The following is an 18,286-nucleotide window of genomic DNA, read 5'->3' on the forward strand; positions in this document are numbered from 1 at the left end:
TCGAAAAAATTATAAAAATACTTTTCTCAAACTTTTAAGTTTTGCAAAGATATAACATCTTTATTGAAAATGATATATTAGTTAGAATATTTTTATTCAAGACTTTTTATCCGTTATTTAATTTCTACATCATACGGCATTAAGTACATTATTCCTTGATTACTTTCTATATTTTTTATTTTTTGATATAATTTATAATGATCCTTACCTAATTCATATTTTATAAGGTTTTCTATTACACCCGATTGATTCAATTCATTGTCATCAGAGGTAAACATATTTACTATAAAATCCCATTTGTTTTTTTCTTCCGGATAGGATACTAAATTGTAGGATGTTACCCCTGCTTTTTTTGCAGCATATTCAATAGCCTCATTGAATCCTCCGATTTCATCAACCAACCCCTTTTCTAATGCATCCCTTCCGCTCCATATTCTACCTTGTCCCACCGAATCTACTTGAGCATAGGTCATATGTCTACCCTTCATTACTTCATTAATAAATTTGTTATATGTTATAGTAATCCCCTTATTCATTATACCCTTAAATCCTTGAGATGTTCCCTGGGTAATTGAATAATAATTTGAGTTTGAATTTGTGGAAACATAGTCTGAAGTAATTCCAATAGTATTGGCTAATTTTCTAACATCCGGGATCATTCCTAAAACGCCTATGGATCCTGTTAGTGTATTATCTTGGGCATATATTTTATCAGCAGCCATAGAAATATAATAGCCTCCGGATGCTGCTATATCACTAAATGAAACTATTAAAGGTTTTTTCTTTTTAAGCTTATATAATTCATACAAAATTTCAGCTGATGCATTAGCACTTCCACCAGGTGAATTTACTCGTAAAACTACCGCTTTTATATCATCATCATTTTTTATTTCATTAATAAGATTTATAAATGTTTTGGAATAAATCTCTGTGTCTCCTTTACCTGTATAAATTTGTCCGGATGCATATAATATGGCTATTTTATCATTAATAAACGAAACATCTTCAATAATTTCTTTATATTGTTCAAAGGGTATTTTATTAATGGAATCATCATCTGACAAACCTAGTCTCTTTTTAATTAAATTATCATATTGGGATTCATAGATCAACCTATCTACTAATCTATTTTTATATGCTAATTCTGGAATAAAACTATATAAACTATCTACAGATTTATTTAAACTCTCGTTAGTAATTTTTCTTGAAGAGATTATATCAGATGATATTTTATTCCAAAAATTCTGTAACAAATTTTTTAACTGATATCTATTCTCTTCTGAAAGATTATCTCTAAGATACGGCTCAACGGCTGATTTATATTTACCGTGTCTTATAACTTCAAAATTTACTCCAAACTTTTGTCCTAAATTTTTATAAAATAAGACTTCTGCAGATAAACCTGCTAATTCTATACTTGCATTTGGATTAGCGTATAGAGAATCGGCCACAGAAGATAAATAATATGATCTTTGATCACATTCATTATTATATGAGTATATAAACTTTTTGCTTTCTTTAAAATTTAGCAAGGCTTGACGAATTTCAGCTATTTGTGAGTATCCGGCATTTATATTGGATAATTTAAGACTTATACCTTCTATTTTTTCATCTGTTTTAGCGTGATTTATTACATTTAAAATATCTTTTAAATTAACACGCTTATCGTTATTTAAAAGTGAAATTGATGCTTCTTGATCATTTGGGGATTCCAAAATAGGATTATTTAGATTTATTTCTAAAATTGATTTATCTTTAACAACAAATTTAGATGGAATAAATGCTATAATATTTATTAAAATCAAGCCGAACACAACTATACTCGTTAATAACACTATACCAACAATGGTTGCCAAAACTTGAATGATAAATTTTTTCATTTCTTTCTATTAACAAATAATTAATTAGTAGATGAACAATGTCGTTTTGTTACTGGGTAGCAATTTAGGAAATAAAAAAAATAATATAACATTAGCTATAAATTTAATAAATATTAAAATTGGACCAATTTTAAAAAAATCCAAATTAATTGAATCCGAACCTGAAGATTATTTTTCATCAAATAATTATCTAAATATTGGAATTATCGTTAGTACCGATTTGTCACCCATAAAACTTTTAAAATCAATTAAAGAAATTGAAAGATCTTTAGGCAGAATTAATGATAGTTATTTAAGCGGAAAATATGAGGATAGGACTATCGACATTGATATAGTTTATTTTAATTCAATAAAATATTTTTCAAAAATTTTAGTGATACCACACGCTTCACACATATCAAAAAGAAGTTTCTCAAAAAAAATTTTATATGAACTGGTTTAATATATTTTTTTTTTTAAAAAATTTTGATAATTTTACAACCTTCAATCATTTTGTATTAGGAGAAGACTTAATATACTTACTAATTAATTATAGTTATGAATAAAAAATGTATTCTATTTTTACTTGCAGTTTTTTGTACATGCATAAATGTACAAGCTCAAAATGTAGATAGTAGTAATTTCACTGATGATTATGTTAAATTTACTAATGATCAAAAGCAATTTAATGACTGGTCTGTATCTATATATGGAGGTGTTCCTTGGTTAATAACATCTGATTTTACCTCTATAGATAATGGTGCATCAAGCAAATGGAGAGTTGGGTATGATTTTCAAGCTTCAATAAATAAACAAATTTCACATGTCTTAGGATTAAGTTTATTAGGTCAATTTGGTGAATCTAAGCAAGGATATGGTTCTAATAAAGTTGATGCAAAAACAAATTATTTTGCATTAAGCATTTTAGGTGATTTAAATGTTTCATCTTTATTCAGAAGAATTGATAACAGATCTCCATATAGATGGGCTTTACATACATATGCTGGTGTAGGAACAATACAATATAAAGCTAAAACTAAGTTCTTAGAAAAAGGTTCAACCGTCTATGAAACTATGGCGGACCAAGATATGGGTTTAAAATCTTTATTTGCTCAGTTAGGTACAGGCTTAACATATAAAATAAATAAAAGATGGGATGCATCCTTAAGAGCTATGTATGTAATTACCGGTGATGAACTATTTGATGGTTCCGGTAATAACGGTCATTACGCTGATTTGCATAAAGGAAGTAAATCCGATAACTTTTTAACAACATCGTTAGGAGTAACATATAAAATTGGAAAACATAATGAATTTTTAGGTTGGGTTGATCCATTACGTGAAATGTTTACAAAAATCAATGATGTAGCAAGTCAACAACAATTAGAAGTTTGTGTATTTGGAGATAAAGATGATGACGGAGTTTGTGATGATTGGGATAGAGAATTAGATACTCCTAAAGGGGCTCGTGTTGATGGTTCAGGTAGAGCTTTAGACGTAGATATGGACGGTATTATAGACCTATATGATAAATGCCCTACTTTCCCTGGCCCTGCATCAAACGATGGATGTCCTGAACCTCAAAAACTTGCTGAGGATGCTATTAATCCACTTATTGCTACTATGGGAGGTATTCAATTTAATCTTGATTCAGACAAAATTCTTTTAGAATCGCAACCTATTTTAGATCAAGTAGCTGATATTATAATTAAATACGGTCAAGGTACAAGATTTTTAGTTGAAGGGCATACTGATGCTAGAGGAACAGATGCTTACAATCTTAATCTATCAAAAAGAAGAGTAACTTCTGTGATTAAATATTTAGTTTCTAAAGGTGTGCCTCCTTATCAATTAACAGGTAAAGGTATGGGATTCACTAACCCTAAATATCCTGAATGTAAACCTGCTTCTAAATGTCCTGAATGGAAAAATAAAGAAAACAGAAGAGTGGTTTTCAAATTACTTGATTCTGCAGAATAAAAAAACTTATGATATAAAAAAGCCTCTTATATATTAAGAGGCTTTTTTATTTAAAACTATTTAAAACTTACCACTTTTTAGTTATATTTTTAATTTCAATTTACTATTTATATAAAATAATTAGTTGTTTTTAAGTATTTAAAATAATTTTTAAAACTTTAAAACCATTATAAAGTATGACTTTATTAATTTATATATGAAATAAAATTAAATAAAATATTACATTAAACATTCAATTTTGACATGCATAGAGATAGAGTATTTTATTTTAATAAAATTTAATTTATAATTAATGTAAAAGACCTTTTAATCTATTTTATTGAAATAATTGCAATATTTAAAAGTTTACAAATAATAATATAGTTTCAATTAATTATTTTATCAATTATATATAAGTCTTTAATGAATAGATACTAATATTTAGATCTATAATTAATCGATTTGTAAATCTATGTAAGTAAAAAGGGATAGGTATAAAATAAAAAAGCAGGTTAAAAAACCTGCTTTTTTTTAAATTGAATTTATTTTTTATTCTTTTGTTTCATCTGATTTATTCTCAGATTCAACTTCACTAGTTTCATTAACTACAGCTTCAGATGTTGATTCTGCAGAATCCGCCTTTTTGGTTGAACGACGACTTCTTCTAGTTACTTTTTTATTAGATTCTCCTGAATTATAGGTTTCATTAAAATCCACTAATTCAATAAGAGCTGTATCTGCACCATCTCCTAACCTAAAACCAGTTTTAATTATTCTACAATATCCACCATTTCTAGAAGAAATTTTGGTTGCTACTGTTCTAAATAATTCAGTAACCGCCTCTTTACTCTGAAGATAACTAAAAACAGTTCTTCTATTATGAGTGGTATCTTCTTTAGATTTAGTTAATAATGGTTCTATATACGTTCTTAATGCTTTAGCTTTAGCAACAGTTGTGTTAATTCTTTTATGAAGAATAAGGGAAATAGCCATATTGGAAAGCATAGCTTTACGATGTGAGGCAGTTCTCCCTAAATGATTAAACTTTTTTCCGTGTCTCATGATTTCTTATTATTCTGCTTCTAATTTATACTTTGAAACATCCAAACCAAAAGTCAGATTTTTAGAATAAACTAAATCTTCCAATTCGGTCAGAGATTTTTTACCAAAATTCCTAAACTTCATTAAATCTGATTTTGTAAAGGAAACTAATTCTCCCAAAGTTTCAACTTCTGCAGCCTTAAGACAATTAAGAGCTCTAACAGATAGATCCATATCAACTAGTTTAGTTTTTAATAACTGTCTCATATGAAGAGCTTCTTCGTCATAAGTGTCTGCGGATGAAACAACATCTGCTTCTAATGTTATTCTCTCATCAGAAAATAACATAAAATGATGAATTAATATTTTAGCTGCTTCTGTTAAAGCTTCTTGAGGAGTTATTGAACCATCTGTTTGAATATCTAAAATAAGCTTTTCATAATCAGTTCTCTGTTCTACACGATAATCTTCAATGCTATAACTAACATTTCTGATTGGAGTATAAATAGAGTCAATTGCTATAGTTCCTATTGGAGCGTGATTAGATTTATTTTGTTCTGCAGGTACGTACCCTCTTCCTTTATCTATATTAAAAGTTATATTAAATTTAACTGATTTATCCATATGACAAATCACTAAATCAGGATTTAAAACTTGATAAGAAGAAATAAATTTACCTAAATCTCCGGCTGTCAATTCTGATTTTCCGGATATTTGAGCTGTTACAATTTCATTTCCACCTTTATTGATTTGATTTTTAAATCTAACTTTTTTAAGATTCAATATGATTTCAGTCACATCTTCTATTACACCCGGTATAGTTGAAAATTCATGTTCAACTCCTTCAATTTTTATTGATGTAATAGCATACCCTTCCAACGAAGATAATAAAACTCTTCTTAAAGCATTTCCAACGGTTAATCCAAATCCAGGCTCTAAGGGTCTGAATTCAAATTGACCTTTAAAATCATCTGATTCAACTAAAATTACCTTATCAGGTTTTATAAAGTTTAAAATTGCCATATAAATCTTAGCTAATTTTTTGTTTTATTTAGAATATAATTCGACTATCAATTGTTCTTTGATATCTTCAGGAATTTGAATTCTTTCAGGAACTACTTTAAAATCTCCTGATAGTTTTTCATCATTCCATACTAACCATTCATAAGTTTTATGAGAATTATTAGCTAAAGCATCTTTAATTACTTGTAATGATTTAGATTTTTCTCTAACTCCAATCACATCACCTGGTTTTAATAGATAAGAAGGTATATTTACAATCTCTCCATTAACTGTGATATGTTTGTGTGATACTAATTGACGAGATCCTGCTCTAGTATTAGACAAACCGAATCTATAAACTACGTTATCTAGTCTTGATTCACATAATTGTAATAATACTTCACCTGTAATCCCTTTACTTCTTTGTGCCTTGTCAAACAAATTTGCAAATTGTCTTTCTAATATACCGTAAGTATATTTTGCTTTTTGTTTTTCAGCCAACTGAACTGCATATTCAGATTTTTTAGCACCTCTTCTCTTGTTCGGACCGTGTTGTCCTGGAGGGTATTTTCTTCTTTCAAAATACTTATCTTCCCCATAAATAGCTTGTCCGAATTTTCTAGCTATTTTCGTTTTTGGACCAATATATCTTGCCATTATAAAATTTGAATGATATTAATAGTATTAAACTCTTCTTCTTTTTGGTGGTCTACATCCATTATGTGGTATAGGAGTTACATCAACGATTTCACTAACTTCAATACCAGCATTATGAATAGTTCGAATAGCTGATTCTCTTCCAGCTCCCGGACCTTTCACAAAAACTTTTACCCTTCTTAATCCTAATTCATACGCAACTTGCGCACAATTTTCAGCTGCCATTTGAGCTGCATAAGGGGTATTTTTTTTAGAGCCTTTAAAACCCATTTTTCCAGCAGATGCCCATGATATTACTTCTCCGTTTTTATTAGTTAAAGAGATAATAATATTATTAAATGAGGCTTGGATATGAGCTTCTCCTACTGCTTCAATTTTAACTTTTCTTTTTTTAGCTGTTTTTGATGCTGTTTTTGCCATGTTTCTATTTATTATTTAGTGGCTTTTTTCTTATTAGCTACAGTTTTTCTTTTACCTTTTCTTGTACGAGAATTATTTTTGGTTCTTTGACCTCTAAGTGGTAAACCCAGACGATGTCTGATACCTCTCTGACATCCAATATCCATTAAACGTTTAATATTTAATTGAATTTCAGAACGTAATTCTCCTTCTACTTTAACGTTTTCGGAAATGAATTTTCTGATAGCATTAACTTCATCGTCATTCCATTCAGAAACTTTTTTATCCTCACTAATTCCTGCATCTTTTAAAACTTTAGCTGCAGTACTTTTACCAACACCGTAAATATAGGTAAGGCCTATAACTCCTCTTTTATTTTTTGGTAAATCTACACCGGAAATTCTAGCCATAGTATTAACCTTGTCTTTGTTTAAATTTAGGATTTTTTTTGTTTATAATGTATAGACGACCTTTACGTCTTACAACAATATCATCTGAACTTCTTTTTTTAAGTGATGCTCTAATTTTCATTTTTCTTTCTATTTTAATATCTGAAAGTTATTCTTCCTTTTGATAAATCATAGGGTGACATTTCCAACCGTACTTTATCTCCAGGTAATAGTTTAATATAATGCATCCTCATTTTACCAGAAATATGTGCGGTTAAAATGTGGCCATTTTCTAATTCTACTCTGAACATTGCGTTAGACAATGCTTCAATAATAGTTCCGTCTTGTTCTATATGTTTTTGTTTTGCCATATATTAATTCGGATTTCTACTTAATCTTGACTGCATTAAACCATCATAATGGTGGTTTAATAAATAAGTATTAATTTGTTGTACAGTATCTAATAATACACCTACCATAATTAATAAAGAAGTTCCTCCAAAAAATAAAGCAAATTTATCGGTTGCGGTGAGACCGATAATTTTAACTATTGCAGGAAGAACTGCTATAAGAGCTAAATAAATAGCTCCAGGTAGTGTAATTTTAGATAAAACATCATCTAAATAATCAGCTGTTTCTTTACCTGGTTTTACACGTGGAATTAATCCTCCATTTCTTTTTAAATCATCAGCCATTTGATTTATAGGAATTGTAATAGCTGTGTAGAAAAAGGTAAAGACAATTATTAACAGGGCAAATAATAAATTATATTGCCAACTAAATACTTGACTAAATCCTGCCCAAAAAGTATTAGTAGTTGTTTCAGAACGTACCAATAAACCCGGTATGAACATTAATGCTTGTGCAAAAATGATAGGCATTACACCGGCTGCATTAACTTTTAATGGTATATATTGCCTAGCCGCATTTGTTATGGAACGTAATGATCCAGATTTTGTTCTACTCACGTATTGTACAGGAACTTTTCTTACGGCCACAGTCAACATAATACATAATATGATAACTAACAACCAAGCAATTACTTCTACAAACATCATGATAAGTCCTTTTCCGGTATCTCCCATTTGTACACCAACTTCTTGAACAAATGCAGTTGGAAAACCTGCTAAAATACCAACCATAATTAAAATAGATATCCCATTACCGATTCCTTTGTCAGTTATCTTTTCCCCCATCCACATAGCAAAAATTGTGCCTGAAATTAAGATTATAATACTTGGCACCCAAAATAAGAAAATATTATTGGGATCTACTAAATAGGCTGTTCTAAATTGCTCAATAGGTAGAAAGACTTGTGTAATAGATGTCAAATAGGCAGGAGCTTGTATTAAACATATTAAAATTGTCAACCACCTAGTAATCTGATTAACCGTCTTACGACCGCTTTCTCCCTCTTTTTGTAGTTTTTGTATATAAGGTATAGCTAATCCCATTAATTGCACCACAATAGAAGCAGATATATACGGCATAATACCTAAAGCAAAAATTGATGCTTTACTGAATGCACCTCCCGTAAATGAAGATAATAACCCTAACAGGCCGGTAGCCTGTTGGTTTCCACCATTGTTTTTGTAGATTTCAAGAATATTATCTACTTCTACCATATTGATAGCAGGAAGTGAAACATGCGTACCAAATCTGTATACCAATACTAGAACAAAAGTGAAAATAAGTTTATCTCTTAACTCTTTTATACTCCAGATATTCTTTAATGTCTGTATAAATCCTTTCATGCTATTTTATAAGATGTTAGCTTTCCCTCCGGCTTTTTCTATAGCCTCTTTTGCTGATTTAGTATATTTATCAACAGTTATAGTAACGGTTGATTTTAATTCTCCTCTACCAAGAATTTTAACTAAATCATTTTTAGAAATTAATCCATTTTGGATTAAAGTTTCTTTAGTGATTTCAGTAGAAATTTTATTACTATCAATTAAACCTTGAATTGTGTCTAAATTAATACCCACATATTCTTTTCTATTGATATTCTTAAAGCCAAATTTAGGAATCCTTCTTTGTAAAGGCATTTGACCTCCTTCAAATCCTACTTTATCTTTATGTCCTGAACGAGATTTATCTCCTTTGTGACCTTTAGTAGAAGTACCTCCTTTACCACTTCCTTGACCTCTACCTAGTCTCTTGCTATTATGTGTTGAACCTTGTGCAGGTTTTAAAGTATGTAAATTCATATCTTATTATTCTTCAACAGTTACTAAATGTTTTACTACTGCAACCATACCTAATATTTGTGGGGTTGCTTCATGTTCAACGGTCTTATTCAATTTAGTTAAACCTAATGCTTCTAAAGTAAGCTTTTGATTTTTCGGTCTTTTAATTGAACTTCTTTTTAAAGTTATTTTTATCGTTGCCATGTTCTTATCCTTTAAATACTTTAGAAAGTGAAACTCCTCTTTGTTGTGCAATGGTTTCAGCACTTCTTAAGTTTAATAGTGCTTTTACTGTTGCTTTTACTACGTTATGTGGATTTGAAGATCCTTTAGATTTTGAAAGTACATCTTTAACTCCTGCAGATTCCAATACGGCACGAACTGCTCCCCCAGCAATCAATCCTGTACCATGAGATGCCGGACGTAAAAATACATCAGCACCGCCATATTTTGCAGATTGTTCATGTGGAAGCGAACCGTTTAATATCGGTACTCTAACTAAATTTTTCTTAGCATCTTCTACAGCTTTTGAAATAGCGCTAGCCACTTCTTTTGATTTACCTAAACCAAATCCTACAACTCCTTTTTCATCACCTACAACCACAATAGCTGAAAACCCGAATGCTCTACCACCTTTGGTTACTTTTGTTACTCTTTGTACACCTACTAAACGATCTACAAGTTCTAACCCACCTGGTTTTACTCTTTCAATATTATTTATTCCTAACATAATTTTTTAATGTATTAAAATTTTAAACCTCCTTCTCTAGCACCATCAGCTAAGGCTTTCACTCTTCCGTGATATATGAAGCCATTTCTATCAAAAACTACAGTTTCAATACCGGCTACTTTAGCATTTTCAGCTAATTTTTTACCTACTAAAGCAGAAATTTCAGTTTTTGTTCCTTTTTCTCCGGCAATTTCTTTTTGACGCGAAGATGCGTAAGCTAAAGTTTTGCCAGAATTATCATCTATAAGTTGAGCGTAAATTTCTTTATTACTTCTAAAAACTGACAAACGAGGTTTTTCAGCTGTACCGAATATATTTTTACGTACTCTCCTTTTAACTCTTATTCTTTTTTCTCTTTTAGTTAATGCCATAACTTAATTTTTTATGCAGATTTACCTGCTTTTCTTCTGATTTGTTCTCCTACAAATTTAACTCCTTTACCTTTATAAGGTTCAGGTTTACGAAGTGATCTTATTTTTGCACAAACCATCCCTAATAAATGTTTATCATACGAAGATAAAGTAATTATTGGATTTTTACCTTTTTCAGTTAAAGTTTCCACTTTTACTTCCTGAGGTAACTCTATAACTACTAAATGCGAAAATCCTAAAGCCAATTCTAATTTTTGGCCTTGATTAGATGCTCTATAACCTACCCCCGCTAATTCCAATTTTTTGGTGAATCCTTCAGATACACCAACTATCATGTTATTAATAAGGGCTCTGTATAATCCATGCAAAGATTTATGTTCTTTACTGTCGGATGGACGTTGAACTGCTAATTCAGAATTTTCAATATTTATAGTTATTCCTCCGGTAAGTTCTTGTTTTAACTCACCGTTTTTTCCTTTAACTGTAACTACATTATCTTTATAATCAATGGTAGTACCTGTTGGAATATTTATTATTGCTTTTCCTATTCTTGACATTTCTTCAATTTTTTAATAAACATAACAAATTACCTCTCCACCAACATTTTCTTGTCTAGCTTTCTTATCTGTCATTACTCCTTTTGAAGTTGAGATAATAGCGATACCTAATCCATTTAAAACTCTTGGAAGCTCTTTACAACCGGAATATTTTCTTAAGCCGGGTTTAGATGCTCTTTGAATTTTTTTGATAGCCGGAAGATTAGTTGCTTTATCGTATTTTAAAGCAATTTTAATAACTCCTTGTACACTACCTTCTTCAAATTTGTAGTTAAGGATATATCCTTGATCGAAGAGAATTTTAGTAATCTCTTTTTTAATTTTTGATGCAGGAATTTCAACAACTTTGTGTCCTGCTCTCATGGCATTTCTTACTCTTGTTAAGTAATCTGCAATTGGGTCTGTAACCATATTTATTTAATTTTAGAGTATAGAATTTAAATTCTACTTTTAAAATCTGTTATTTTTTAATTTTTACCAACTAGCTTTTTTAACTCCCGGTATTAATCCTTCGTTAGCCATTTCTCTAAAAGTTACTCTGGAAATTCCAAAAACTCTCATATATCCTCTTGGTCTTCCTGTAAGCTTACATCTATTGTGTAATCTTACCGGAGAAGAGTTTTTAGGAAGCTTTTGAAGTGCTTCGTAGTCTCCGGCTTCTTTTAAAGCTTTTCTTTTAGCGGCATATTTAGCTGAAAGTGCTTCTCTTTTGCGCTCACGCGCTTTCATTGATTCTTTAGCCATACTATTAATTAATTCTTTTTAAATGGTAATCCAAAGTGGGTTAATAATGCTTTTGCTTCCTTATCGGTTTTTGCATTAGTTACAAAGGTAATATCCATACCTTGAATTTTCTTCACTTTATCAATATTTATTTCTGGAAATATGATTTGTTCAGTAATTCCTAATGTATAGTTACCTCTACCGTCAAAACCATCTGATTTTATTCCATTAAAATCTCTAACACGAGGTAGAGCAGCAGTAATTAATCTATCTAAAAACTCATACATTCTATCACCACGTAAGGTAACCATTGCGCCGATTGGCATTCCTTTTCTTAGTTTGAAACCGGCTTCATCTTTTTTAGATAGACATGGTATTGCTTTTTGTCCTGCAATTAAAGAAATTTCTTCAACTGCATAATCAACAATTTTTTTATCTGCTGTTGCTGCCCCTAATCCTTGGCTTATCACAATCTTTTCTAGTTTTGGAACTTGCATCACAGATGTATAACCAAATTCCTCTTTTAGAGCAGAGATGATTTTATCTTTATATAATTGTTTCGGTCTTGCTATGTATTGCATAATCTTTCAAATTTAATTAAATCACTTCTCCTGATTTGGTTGCAACTCTAACTTTTTTCTCACCATCCATTTTATAACTTACTCTTGTTGGTTTTCCAGATTTTGGATCCAATAAAGCTAAGTTAGAAATATGTATAGAAGCTTCTTTTTCAATAATACTTCCTTGAGGATTTTCTGCTGAAGGTTTTCTATGTTTTTTAACTATATTAACTCCTTCAACTATCGCTCTGTTTTTTTCAGGATAAATTACTAAAACTTGTCCTTGCTTTCCTCTGTAAGATCCAGCAAGAACTTGAACTTTATCTCCTTTTTTTATTTTAACTTTTGCCATTTTTTTTAATTTACCTTATAATACCTCAGGAGCTAATGATATAATTTTCATATACTCTTTATCACGTAATTCTCTGGCTACCGGTCCAAAAACACGAGTTCCTCTCATTTCTCCTGCCGCATTTAACAATACACATGCATTATCTTCAAAACTAATATAAGAACCATCTTTCCTTCTTACAGGTTTTTTAGTTCTAACCACTACTGCTTTGGATACTTGACCTTTTTTAGCGTTTCCTGATGGAGTAGCATCTTTTATAGTAACAACTATTTTATCACCTACAGATGCATATCTTCTTTTTGAACCTCCTAACACTCTGATAACTAAAGCCTCTTTTGCTCCAGTATTATCTGCAACTTTTAATCTTGATTCTGTTTGTAGCATCTCTAAATTATTTAGCTCTTTCTAATATTTCTACTAATCTCCATCTTTTATTCTTACTCAATGGACGAGTTTCCATAATGCGAACGGTATCTCCTTCATTGCATTCGTTTTTCTCATCGTGAGCAGTATATTTTTTTGTTTTTAAAACGAATTTCCCATACATGGGATGTTTCATTCTGCTTGTCTCACTAACAACGATAGTTTTATCCATCTTATTGCTAGATACTACTCCGATTCTTTCTTTTCTTAAATTTCTTTCCATAATTGAAATTAAATTCTTTTTCGGATTTTAAATTACTTTAAGGCTGTTAACAACCTTGCTATTGTTTTTCTCATCTCTCTTAATTGAATCGGATTTCCAATTGGAGACACTTTATGTGATAATCTTAGTTTAGCATACTCAGCTTTTGTTTCAGCTAATTTTGCTTTAACTTCTTCTTGACTTAAATTTCTTATATCAACTGCTTTCATCGATTTTATTATTTATGATTGCACAAAATCGTTAGCAACAACAAATTTAGTTTTCACCGGTAATTTTTGGGCTGCAAGTCGTAATGCTTCTTTTGCAACATCATAAGGAACTCCCCCTATTTCAAATAAAATTCTTCCCGGTGATACTCTTGCCACCCAATATTCCACAGCACCTTTTCCTTTACCCATACGAACCTCAGCAGGTTTTTTGGTAATAGGCTTATCCGGGAATATTTTAATCCATAATTGTCCTTCTCTTTTCATATATCGAGTGGCAGCAATACGTGCAGCTTCTATCTGTCTTGCAGTAATGAATACTGAATCTAACGCTTTAATTCCAAAAGTACCGTATGCTAATTTACTTCCTCTGTAAGAAAGACCTTTCATACGTCCTTTTTGCTGTTTACGGAATTTTGTTCTTTTTGGTTGTAACATAATTACCTAAGATATTTTTTTATCTTCTTTCTTTAACTTTTCTTTTCTGAGTCTTTTTCTGAAGACCTACTAACGGAGATAACTCCCTTTTACCATACACTTCGCCTTTCATAATCCATACTTTTACCCCTAAGCGACCATAAGTTGTATGAGCTTCAGCAATATAATAATCAATATCAGCACGGAAAGTTGACAAAGGAATTCTTCCTTCTTTAAAAGATTCTGATCTTGCCATTTCAGCACCGTTTAAACGTCCGGAAATCATAATTTTAATTCCTTCAGCGTTCATTCTCATTGTAGATGCAATAGCCATTTTAACAGCTCTTCTATATGAGATACGGCTTTCAATTTGACGAGCTACACTTTCTGCAACTAATTTTGCATCCAGTTCAGGTCTTTTAATTTCAAAAATATTTATTTGAATTTCCTTTTTAGTAATCTTTTTTAACTCTTCTTTTAATTTATCTACTTCCTGACCACCTTTTCCTATGATAATTCCAGGTCTTGCTGTGGTGATGGTAATAGTAACTAATTTTAAAGTTCTTTCGATGTAAATTCTGGAAACACCTGCTTTGGATAATCTTGCTTCTAAATATCTTCTGATTTTGTAATCTTCTGCTATTTTATCTCCAAAGTTTTTTCCACCATACCAATTAGAATCCCATCCTCGAATGATTCCTAATCTATTACCTATTGGATTTGTTTTCTGTCCCATACTTAATTTACTTCGTTTTTGTTTCCTAGAATAATTGTTACATGATTAGATCTTTTTCTAATCCTATATCCTCTCCCTTGAGGAGCAGGACGTAATCTTTTTAACATAGATCCACCGTCAACAAAAATTTCTTTTACATAAAGTTTAGCTTCTTCGATGTCTTTACCTTCATTTTTAACTTGCCAATTAGCTATAGCACTTAATAAAAGTTTTTCTAATCTGATTGAAGCTTCTTTTTTTGAATATTTTAATATGTATAATGCTTTATCAACATCAACGCCTCTAATGATATCTGCTACTAATCTCATCTTTCTAGGCGAGGTAGGACAATTATTCAAGCGAGCAATTGCTAAATTTTTCTTAGCTTCTTTACGTGCTGTTGCACTATTTTGTTTTCTGTTACCCATTGCTTATTATCTGTTACCTTTATTTTTATTTCCTGCATGACCTCTAAACACACGAGTAGGTGAAAATTCTCCTAGCTTATGTCCAACCATATTTTCAGTTACATATACCGGTACAAATTGTTTTCCGTTATGTACTGCAAACGTTTGACCAACGAAATCCGGAGATATCATTGATGCTCTAGACCATGTTTTAATCACGACTTTTTTTCCTGACTCTATATTTGCTTGAACTTTCTTGTTTAATTTATAGTGAATATAAGGTCCTTTTTTTAACGAACGTGCCATACTAGATTATTTTCTTTTTTGTAAAATATAACGATTCGATTCTTTCTTCTTTGAACGAGTCTTGTATCCTTTTGCAGGCATACCTTTTCTAGATCTTGGATGTCCTCCGGTTGATCTACCTTCACCACCTCCCATTGGGTGATCTACAGGGTTCATTGCTACCGGCCTTGTTCTTGGTCTTCTTCCTAACCATCTGCTTCTACCTGCTTTACCAGATACGATTAACTGATGATCTGAATTGGATACTGAACCAATTGTTGCCATACATTCAACTAAAATCATACGAGTTTCTCCGGAAGGCATTTTAAGAACGGCATATTTACCGTCTCTGGCTATAAGTTGTGCGCTGGTTCCGGCACTTCTTGCCATTTTTGCTCCTTGTCCGGGACGTAACTCAATACATGAAATAACAGTACCTAAAGGTATGCTTTTTAATTTCATTGCGTTTCCAATTTCAGGAGCAACACTCTCTCCTGAAACGACTTTTTGTCCTACCTTAATACCGTGAGGAGACACAATGTAGCGTTTTTCACCGTCTGCATAAACCAATAATGCGATAAATGCAGTTCTGTTTGGATCATATTCTACTGATTTTACAGTAGCCGGAATGCCAAACTTATTTCTCTTGAAATCGATCTCTCTGTATCGTTTCTTGTGTCCACCTCCGGTATAACGCATGGTCATTTTTCCGGAATTATTTCTACCTCCTGATTTAGAAATTCCTCTTAGTAAGGATTTTTCTGGTTTTGAAGTAGTGATTTCTTCAAAATTGTTAACAATTCTGAATCTTTGTCCGGGGGTGATAGGTTTTAATTTTCTTACCGACATGATTCTTTATAAATTATATATTTCCAAATACATCAATGGTTTGACCTTCTTTTATGTCAACCATTGCTTTTTTCAATTTATTAGTTTTTCCAACTTGAAGACCTGTTTTTGTATATTTTGACTTAACAACAGGTGCAGAAATTAATGTTCTTACTGCAACTACATTAACTCCGTAAGCTTGTTCTACAGCATATTTAATCTCTGACTTATTCGCTTTAGTATTTACTAAAAAAGTATAACGATTTCTTTTTTCAGCGATTTCGTTAGCTTTTTCTGATATAATAGGTTTTATGAGTACAGACATAATTCTATTTTCTTAAATTTTCTTGTATTTTTTCTACTGAACTTTCAAACAAAACCACTTCATTCGCTTTTAAGATATCATAACTACTTATCTCGTTATATCCTAATACTTTAGCGTCTTGTAAATTTCGTGATGACAAGTATACATTTTTATTAGACTGCCCTAAAATAAACAAAGCTTTTTTGTTAGCTAGTCCTAAATCTTGTAAAACTTTAGTAAAATCTTTTGTTTTAGGTGCTTCAAAATTTAAGTCTTCAACTACTTTTAAGTTGTTTTCTTTTAATTTTTGGCTAAAAACTGATTTTTTTGCTATTCTTTTTAATGATTTATTTAATTTGAACCTGTAATCTCTTGGTCTAGGTCCAAATACTCTTGCTCCACCTCTGAACAAAGGGTTGTTGATATCTCCTTTTCGGGAACCTCCTGTTCCTTTTTGACGATGAAGTTTACGAGTTGATCCACTTAATTCGGATCTTTCTTTAGATTTATGAGTTCCTTGTCTCTGTGATGCCAAATATTGCTTTACTTCTAAGTAAACAGCATGTGTATTTGGTTCAACTCCAAATATTGTTTCGTCTAAAGTAACCTTTCTTCCGGTTTCTTTTCCGCTTCTATCTAGTACTACTAATTCCATCTTCTTACAATTACATATGAATTTTTAGGACCCGGAACTGCACCTTTTACAATTAAAAGATTTTTTTCATTGTCCACTTTTATAACCTGTAAATTTTGCACTGTCACTTGATTTCCACCCATTCTTCCAGCCATTCTCATTCCTTTAAATACTCTGGATGGATCTGAACCCGCTCCAATAGAACCCGGAGCTCTTAATCTGTTATGCTGACCGTGTGTTGCTTGCATAACTCCTCCAAAGCCGTGTCTTTTAACCACCCCTTGGAATCCTTTACCTTTTGAAGTTCCGGTAACGTCAACATATTCTCCTTCTGAAAATAAATCAACTTTTACTTCTTCTCCAATTTTCAATCCGTCAAATCCATGACGAAACTCCACCATTTTTCTTTTTGGTGTTGAACCTGCTTTTTTGAAGTGACCTAAAAGGGCTTTGCCGACATTTTTTTCACTTCTGTCATCGAAACCTAGCTGAACCGCATAATAGCCGTCCTTTTCTTCGGTTCTGACCTGTAAAACTGTACATGGACCTGCTTCTATAACAGTACAAGGAATGTTTTTACCTTCCTCGTCAAACAAGCTGGTCATGCCAATTTTTTTTCCAATAATACCTGACATTTGTTCTATTTATATATTTTTTCGGACTGCAAAATTAAAAAATTTTTTTCACAATTTAACATTCTGATTCAAAATTTTTTATAATTAGTTTTTATTTTGATTTTAATGGATTTAACTTGATTAAAATTTTAATTTAAAATTTATCATTATTTCATCTAATTTTAGGTAAATTAATTCAAAACAAAATACTTATAACTTTATTGTGTTTTTAAGTTTTTCACATATCACGTAATTCCTTTTTTTCTCAATGTAGGTAAGCTCAAAAACTTTTAATTTAAATTAATCTAAATTTTGCATAATTTGATTGAATGTAATTTTTCTATTTTTTAAATCATTTAATTATAAAATTTTTTTTAAACTTTATTGATTTTACAATATATATAACTTATAATAATCTTTCTATAAAAAATAAGGGATTGCT

The 18,286-nt window shown here is 30.9% G+C and carries 31 protein-coding genes; 2 read left to right on the plus strand and 29 right to left on the minus strand.

All coding sequences use genetic code 11. The features are described from left to right. Positions 1 to 113: 113 nt before the first annotated feature. Positions 114 to 1,880: a signal peptide peptidase SppA gene (gene sppA, locus GFV00_RS04310; RefSeq protein ID WP_160557080.1), complete on the minus strand. Its 1,767-nt coding sequence runs from the start codon at positions 1,878 to 1,880 to the stop codon at positions 114 to 116. A gap of 31 nt (positions 1,881 to 1,911) precedes the next feature. Between sppA and folK the strand changes: the two genes are divergently transcribed. Together folK and GFV00_RS04320 are read left to right on the plus strand one after the other, a co-directional pair. After that, entirely contained in the window at positions 1,912 to 2,322 is a 411-nt protein-coding gene (gene folK, locus GFV00_RS04315) for a 2-amino-4-hydroxy-6-hydroxymethyldihydropteridine diphosphokinase (protein WP_160557079.1), read from the plus strand. A gap of 95 nt (positions 2,323 to 2,417) precedes the next feature. Continuing rightward, positions 2,418 to 3,839: an OmpA family protein gene (locus tag GFV00_RS04320; protein WP_160557078.1), complete on the plus strand. Its 1,422-nt coding sequence runs from the start codon at positions 2,418 to 2,420 to the stop codon at positions 3,837 to 3,839. Between the two features lie 528 nt (positions 3,840 to 4,367). Here the strand turns inward: GFV00_RS04320 and rplQ are convergent. The 28 genes from rplQ to rplC form a co-directional block, all read right to left on the minus strand. Further along, positions 4,368 to 4,880, minus strand: coding sequence for a 50S ribosomal protein L17 (rplQ, locus tag GFV00_RS04325; RefSeq protein WP_160557077.1), 513 nt, complete (start codon positions 4,878 to 4,880; stop codon positions 4,368 to 4,370). 9 nt (positions 4,881 to 4,889) lie between these two features. Next, positions 4,890 to 5,882 carry a DNA-directed RNA polymerase subunit alpha gene (locus GFV00_RS04330; protein WP_055425348.1) on the minus strand — a complete coding sequence of 331 codons (993 nt, stop codon included), beginning with the start codon at positions 5,880 to 5,882 and terminating at the stop codon, positions 4,890 to 4,892. 24 nt (positions 5,883 to 5,906) lie between these two features. Continuing rightward, positions 5,907 to 6,518, minus strand: coding sequence for a 30S ribosomal protein S4 (rpsD, locus tag GFV00_RS04335; protein WP_105298115.1), 612 nt, complete (start codon positions 6,516 to 6,518; stop codon positions 5,907 to 5,909). Positions 6,519 to 6,545: 27 nt separating this feature from the next. Further along, positions 6,546 to 6,938 (minus strand): 30S ribosomal protein S11, encoded by a 393-nt coding sequence (gene rpsK / locus GFV00_RS04340; RefSeq protein WP_105298116.1) that lies wholly within the window; start codon positions 6,936 to 6,938, stop codon positions 6,546 to 6,548. An 11-nt stretch (positions 6,939 to 6,949) separates the two neighbouring features. Then, on the minus strand, positions 6,950 to 7,327 hold the full coding sequence (gene rpsM, locus GFV00_RS04345; protein ID WP_105298117.1) for a 30S ribosomal protein S13: 378 nt from the start codon (positions 7,325 to 7,327) through the stop codon (positions 6,950 to 6,952). 4 nt (positions 7,328 to 7,331) lie between these two features. Then, the gene (ykgO, locus tag GFV00_RS04350; protein WP_073961215.1) at positions 7,332 to 7,448 is read right to left on the minus strand and encodes a type B 50S ribosomal protein L36; all 117 of its coding nucleotides are present in this window, start codon (positions 7,446 to 7,448) and stop codon (positions 7,332 to 7,334) included. Positions 7,449 to 7,461: 13 nt separating this feature from the next. Next, complete coding sequence (gene infA, locus GFV00_RS04355) at positions 7,462 to 7,677, minus strand: translation initiation factor IF-1 (protein WP_055425352.1); 216 nt, start codon at positions 7,675 to 7,677, stop codon at positions 7,462 to 7,464. A 3-nt stretch (positions 7,678 to 7,680) separates the two neighbouring features. Next, entirely contained in the window at positions 7,681 to 9,060 is a 1,380-nt protein-coding gene (gene secY / locus GFV00_RS04360; protein ID WP_160557076.1) for a preprotein translocase subunit SecY, read from the minus strand. 6 nt (positions 9,061 to 9,066) lie between these two features. Continuing rightward, positions 9,067 to 9,516 (minus strand): 50S ribosomal protein L15, encoded by a 450-nt coding sequence (gene rplO, locus GFV00_RS04365; protein WP_160557075.1) that lies wholly within the window; start codon positions 9,514 to 9,516, stop codon positions 9,067 to 9,069. 6 nt (positions 9,517 to 9,522) lie between these two features. Continuing rightward, positions 9,523 to 9,699 (minus strand): 50S ribosomal protein L30, encoded by a 177-nt coding sequence (gene rpmD / locus GFV00_RS04370; RefSeq protein ID WP_055425355.1) that lies wholly within the window; start codon positions 9,697 to 9,699, stop codon positions 9,523 to 9,525. 4 nt (positions 9,700 to 9,703) lie between these two features. Then, positions 9,704 to 10,225: a 30S ribosomal protein S5 gene (gene rpsE, locus GFV00_RS04375; RefSeq protein WP_160557074.1), complete on the minus strand. Its 522-nt coding sequence runs from the start codon at positions 10,223 to 10,225 to the stop codon at positions 9,704 to 9,706. Between the two features lie 14 nt (positions 10,226 to 10,239). Then, positions 10,240 to 10,596 (minus strand): 50S ribosomal protein L18, encoded by a 357-nt coding sequence (gene rplR, locus GFV00_RS04380; RefSeq protein WP_105298120.1) that lies wholly within the window; start codon positions 10,594 to 10,596, stop codon positions 10,240 to 10,242. An 11-nt stretch (positions 10,597 to 10,607) separates the two neighbouring features. Next, positions 10,608 to 11,153 (minus strand): 50S ribosomal protein L6, encoded by a 546-nt coding sequence (gene rplF, locus GFV00_RS04385; protein ID WP_105298121.1) that lies wholly within the window; start codon positions 11,151 to 11,153, stop codon positions 10,608 to 10,610. Positions 11,154 to 11,165: 12 nt separating this feature from the next. Further along, complete coding sequence (gene rpsH, locus GFV00_RS04390) at positions 11,166 to 11,564, minus strand: 30S ribosomal protein S8 (RefSeq protein ID WP_160541867.1); 399 nt, start codon at positions 11,562 to 11,564, stop codon at positions 11,166 to 11,168. Between the two features lie 63 nt (positions 11,565 to 11,627). After that, entirely contained in the window at positions 11,628 to 11,897 is a 270-nt protein-coding gene (gene rpsN, locus GFV00_RS04395; protein WP_055425360.1) for a 30S ribosomal protein S14, read from the minus strand. 8 nt (positions 11,898 to 11,905) lie between these two features. After that, on the minus strand, positions 11,906 to 12,457 hold the full coding sequence (rplE, locus tag GFV00_RS04400; protein WP_105298123.1) for a 50S ribosomal protein L5: 552 nt from the start codon (positions 12,455 to 12,457) through the stop codon (positions 11,906 to 11,908). Positions 12,458 to 12,473: 16 nt separating this feature from the next. After that, the gene (gene rplX / locus GFV00_RS04405) at positions 12,474 to 12,788 is read right to left on the minus strand and encodes a 50S ribosomal protein L24 (protein ID WP_105298124.1); all 315 of its coding nucleotides are present in this window, start codon (positions 12,786 to 12,788) and stop codon (positions 12,474 to 12,476) included. Between the two features lie 15 nt (positions 12,789 to 12,803). After that, positions 12,804 to 13,172: a 50S ribosomal protein L14 gene (rplN, locus tag GFV00_RS04410; protein ID WP_055425363.1), complete on the minus strand. Its 369-nt coding sequence runs from the start codon at positions 13,170 to 13,172 to the stop codon at positions 12,804 to 12,806. 7 nt (positions 13,173 to 13,179) lie between these two features. Beyond that, positions 13,180 to 13,434 carry a 30S ribosomal protein S17 gene (rpsQ, locus tag GFV00_RS04415; protein ID WP_160557073.1) on the minus strand — a complete coding sequence of 85 codons (255 nt, stop codon included), beginning with the start codon at positions 13,432 to 13,434 and terminating at the stop codon, positions 13,180 to 13,182. Positions 13,435 to 13,466: 32 nt separating this feature from the next. Then, complete coding sequence (gene rpmC / locus GFV00_RS04420; protein WP_105298126.1) at positions 13,467 to 13,643, minus strand: 50S ribosomal protein L29; 177 nt, start codon at positions 13,641 to 13,643, stop codon at positions 13,467 to 13,469. Between the two features lie 12 nt (positions 13,644 to 13,655). Beyond that, on the minus strand, positions 13,656 to 14,078 hold the full coding sequence (gene rplP, locus GFV00_RS04425) for a 50S ribosomal protein L16 (RefSeq protein WP_055425366.1): 423 nt from the start codon (positions 14,076 to 14,078) through the stop codon (positions 13,656 to 13,658). Between the two features lie 19 nt (positions 14,079 to 14,097). Continuing rightward, complete coding sequence (gene rpsC / locus GFV00_RS04430; RefSeq protein ID WP_055425367.1) at positions 14,098 to 14,793, minus strand: 30S ribosomal protein S3; 696 nt, start codon at positions 14,791 to 14,793, stop codon at positions 14,098 to 14,100. A gap of 2 nt (positions 14,794 to 14,795) precedes the next feature. Next, positions 14,796 to 15,200: a 50S ribosomal protein L22 gene (rplV, locus tag GFV00_RS04435; RefSeq protein ID WP_055425368.1), complete on the minus strand. Its 405-nt coding sequence runs from the start codon at positions 15,198 to 15,200 to the stop codon at positions 14,796 to 14,798. Between the two features lie 6 nt (positions 15,201 to 15,206). After that, positions 15,207 to 15,485 carry a 30S ribosomal protein S19 gene (gene rpsS / locus GFV00_RS04440; protein WP_055425369.1) on the minus strand — a complete coding sequence of 93 codons (279 nt, stop codon included), beginning with the start codon at positions 15,483 to 15,485 and terminating at the stop codon, positions 15,207 to 15,209. Between the two features lie 6 nt (positions 15,486 to 15,491). Then, positions 15,492 to 16,313: a 50S ribosomal protein L2 gene (gene rplB, locus GFV00_RS04445; protein ID WP_105298127.1), complete on the minus strand. Its 822-nt coding sequence runs from the start codon at positions 16,311 to 16,313 to the stop codon at positions 15,492 to 15,494. 13 nt (positions 16,314 to 16,326) lie between these two features. After that, a complete protein-coding gene (gene rplW, locus GFV00_RS04450) occupies positions 16,327 to 16,617 on the minus strand; it encodes a 50S ribosomal protein L23 (protein WP_105298128.1) in 291 nt (96 codons plus the stop codon). A 4-nt stretch (positions 16,618 to 16,621) separates the two neighbouring features. Continuing rightward, positions 16,622 to 17,251: a 50S ribosomal protein L4 gene (gene rplD, locus GFV00_RS04455; RefSeq protein WP_105298129.1), complete on the minus strand. Its 630-nt coding sequence runs from the start codon at positions 17,249 to 17,251 to the stop codon at positions 16,622 to 16,624. Continuing rightward, positions 17,242 to 17,865: a 50S ribosomal protein L3 gene (gene rplC, locus GFV00_RS04460; protein WP_055425373.1), complete on the minus strand. Its 624-nt coding sequence runs from the start codon at positions 17,863 to 17,865 to the stop codon at positions 17,242 to 17,244. Before rplC ends, rplD begins: the two co-directional genes overlap by 10 nt. Between the last annotated feature and the right edge of the window lie 421 nt (positions 17,866 to 18,286).

Source organism: Apibacter sp. B3935 (assembly GCF_009827705.1).
In the GTDB taxonomy this organism is placed as follows: domain Bacteria; phylum Bacteroidota; class Bacteroidia; order Flavobacteriales; family Weeksellaceae; genus Apibacter.

Bases quoted from the DNA above. Each gene is read 5' to 3' on its own strand.
- rpsE (WP_160557074.1), bottom strand. From the start codon at position 10,225: ATGTTAGGAATAAATAATATTGAAAGAGTAAAACCAGGTGGGTTAGAA.
- rpsH (WP_160541867.1), bottom strand. From the start codon at position 11,564: ATGGTTACAGACCCAATTGCAGATTACTTAACAAGAGTAAGAAATGCC.
- secY (WP_160557076.1), bottom strand. From the start codon at position 9,060: ATGAAAGGATTTATACAGACATTAAAGAATATCTGGAGTATAAAAGAG.
- rpsQ (WP_160557073.1), bottom strand. From the start codon at position 13,434: ATGGAAAGAAATTTAAGAAAAGAAAGAATCGGAGTAGTATCTAGCAAT.
- sppA (WP_160557080.1), bottom strand. From the start codon at position 1,880: ATGAAAAAATTTATCATTCAAGTTTTGGCAACCATTGTTGGTATAGTG.
- rpmC (WP_105298126.1), bottom strand. From the start codon at position 13,643: ATGAAAGCAGTTGATATAAGAAATTTAAGTCAAGAAGAAGTTAAAGCA.
- rpsK (WP_105298116.1), bottom strand. From the start codon at position 6,938: ATGGCAAAAACAGCATCAAAAACAGCTAAAAAAAGAAAAGTTAAAATT.
- folK (WP_160557079.1), top strand. From the start codon at position 1,912: ATGAACAATGTCGTTTTGTTACTGGGTAGCAATTTAGGAAATAAAAAA.
- rpsD (WP_105298115.1), bottom strand. From the start codon at position 6,518: ATGGCAAGATATATTGGTCCAAAAACGAAAATAGCTAGAAAATTCGGA.
- ykgO (WP_073961215.1), bottom strand. From the start codon at position 7,448: ATGAAAATTAGAGCATCACTTAAAAAAAGAAGTTCAGATGATATTGTT.
- rplO (WP_160557075.1), bottom strand. From the start codon at position 9,516: ATGAATTTACATACTTTAAAACCTGCACAAGGTTCAACACATAATAGC.
- rplB (WP_105298127.1), bottom strand. From the start codon at position 16,313: ATGTCGGTAAGAAAATTAAAACCTATCACCCCCGGACAAAGATTCAGA.
- infA (WP_055425352.1), bottom strand. From the start codon at position 7,677: ATGGCAAAACAAAAACATATAGAACAAGACGGAACTATTATTGAAGCA.
- rplV (WP_055425368.1), bottom strand. From the start codon at position 15,200: ATGGGTAACAGAAAACAAAATAGTGCAACAGCACGTAAAGAAGCTAAG.
- rplF (WP_105298121.1), bottom strand. From the start codon at position 11,153: ATGTCAAGAATAGGAAAAGCAATAATAAATATTCCAACAGGTACTACC.
- rpmD (WP_055425355.1), bottom strand. From the start codon at position 9,699: ATGGCAACGATAAAAATAACTTTAAAAAGAAGTTCAATTAAAAGACCG.
- rplW (WP_105298128.1), bottom strand. From the start codon at position 16,617: ATGTCTGTACTCATAAAACCTATTATATCAGAAAAAGCTAACGAAATC.
- rplN (WP_055425363.1), bottom strand. From the start codon at position 13,172: ATGCTACAAACAGAATCAAGATTAAAAGTTGCAGATAATACTGGAGCA.
- rplP (WP_055425366.1), bottom strand. From the start codon at position 14,078: ATGTTACAACCAAAAAGAACAAAATTCCGTAAACAGCAAAAAGGACGT.
- rpsN (WP_055425360.1), bottom strand. From the start codon at position 11,897: ATGGCTAAAGAATCAATGAAAGCGCGTGAGCGCAAAAGAGAAGCACTT.
- rpsC (WP_055425367.1), bottom strand. From the start codon at position 14,793: ATGGGACAGAAAACAAATCCAATAGGTAATAGATTAGGAATCATTCGA.
- rplQ (WP_160557077.1), bottom strand. From the start codon at position 4,880: ATGAGACACGGAAAAAAGTTTAATCATTTAGGGAGAACTGCCTCACAT.
- rpsM (WP_105298117.1), bottom strand. From the start codon at position 7,327: ATGGCTAGAATTTCCGGTGTAGATTTACCAAAAAATAAAAGAGGAGTT.
- rplD (WP_105298129.1), bottom strand. From the start codon at position 17,251: ATGGAATTAGTAGTACTAGATAGAAGCGGAAAAGAAACCGGAAGAAAG.
- GFV00_RS04330 (WP_055425348.1), bottom strand. From the start codon at position 5,882: ATGGCAATTTTAAACTTTATAAAACCTGATAAGGTAATTTTAGTTGAA.
- rplR (WP_105298120.1), bottom strand. From the start codon at position 10,596: ATGGCATTAACTAAAAGAGAAAAAAGAATAAGAGTTAAAAGGAGAGTA.
- rplX (WP_105298124.1), bottom strand. From the start codon at position 12,788: ATGGCAAAAGTTAAAATAAAAAAAGGAGATAAAGTTCAAGTTCTTGCT.
- GFV00_RS04320 (WP_160557078.1), top strand. From the start codon at position 2,418: ATGAATAAAAAATGTATTCTATTTTTACTTGCAGTTTTTTGTACATGC.
- rplE (WP_105298123.1), bottom strand. From the start codon at position 12,457: ATGCAATACATAGCAAGACCGAAACAATTATATAAAGATAAAATCATC.
- rplC (WP_055425373.1), bottom strand. From the start codon at position 17,865: ATGTCAGGTATTATTGGAAAAAAAATTGGCATGACCAGCTTGTTTGAC.
- rpsS (WP_055425369.1), bottom strand. From the start codon at position 15,485: ATGGCACGTTCGTTAAAAAAAGGACCTTATATTCACTATAAATTAAAC.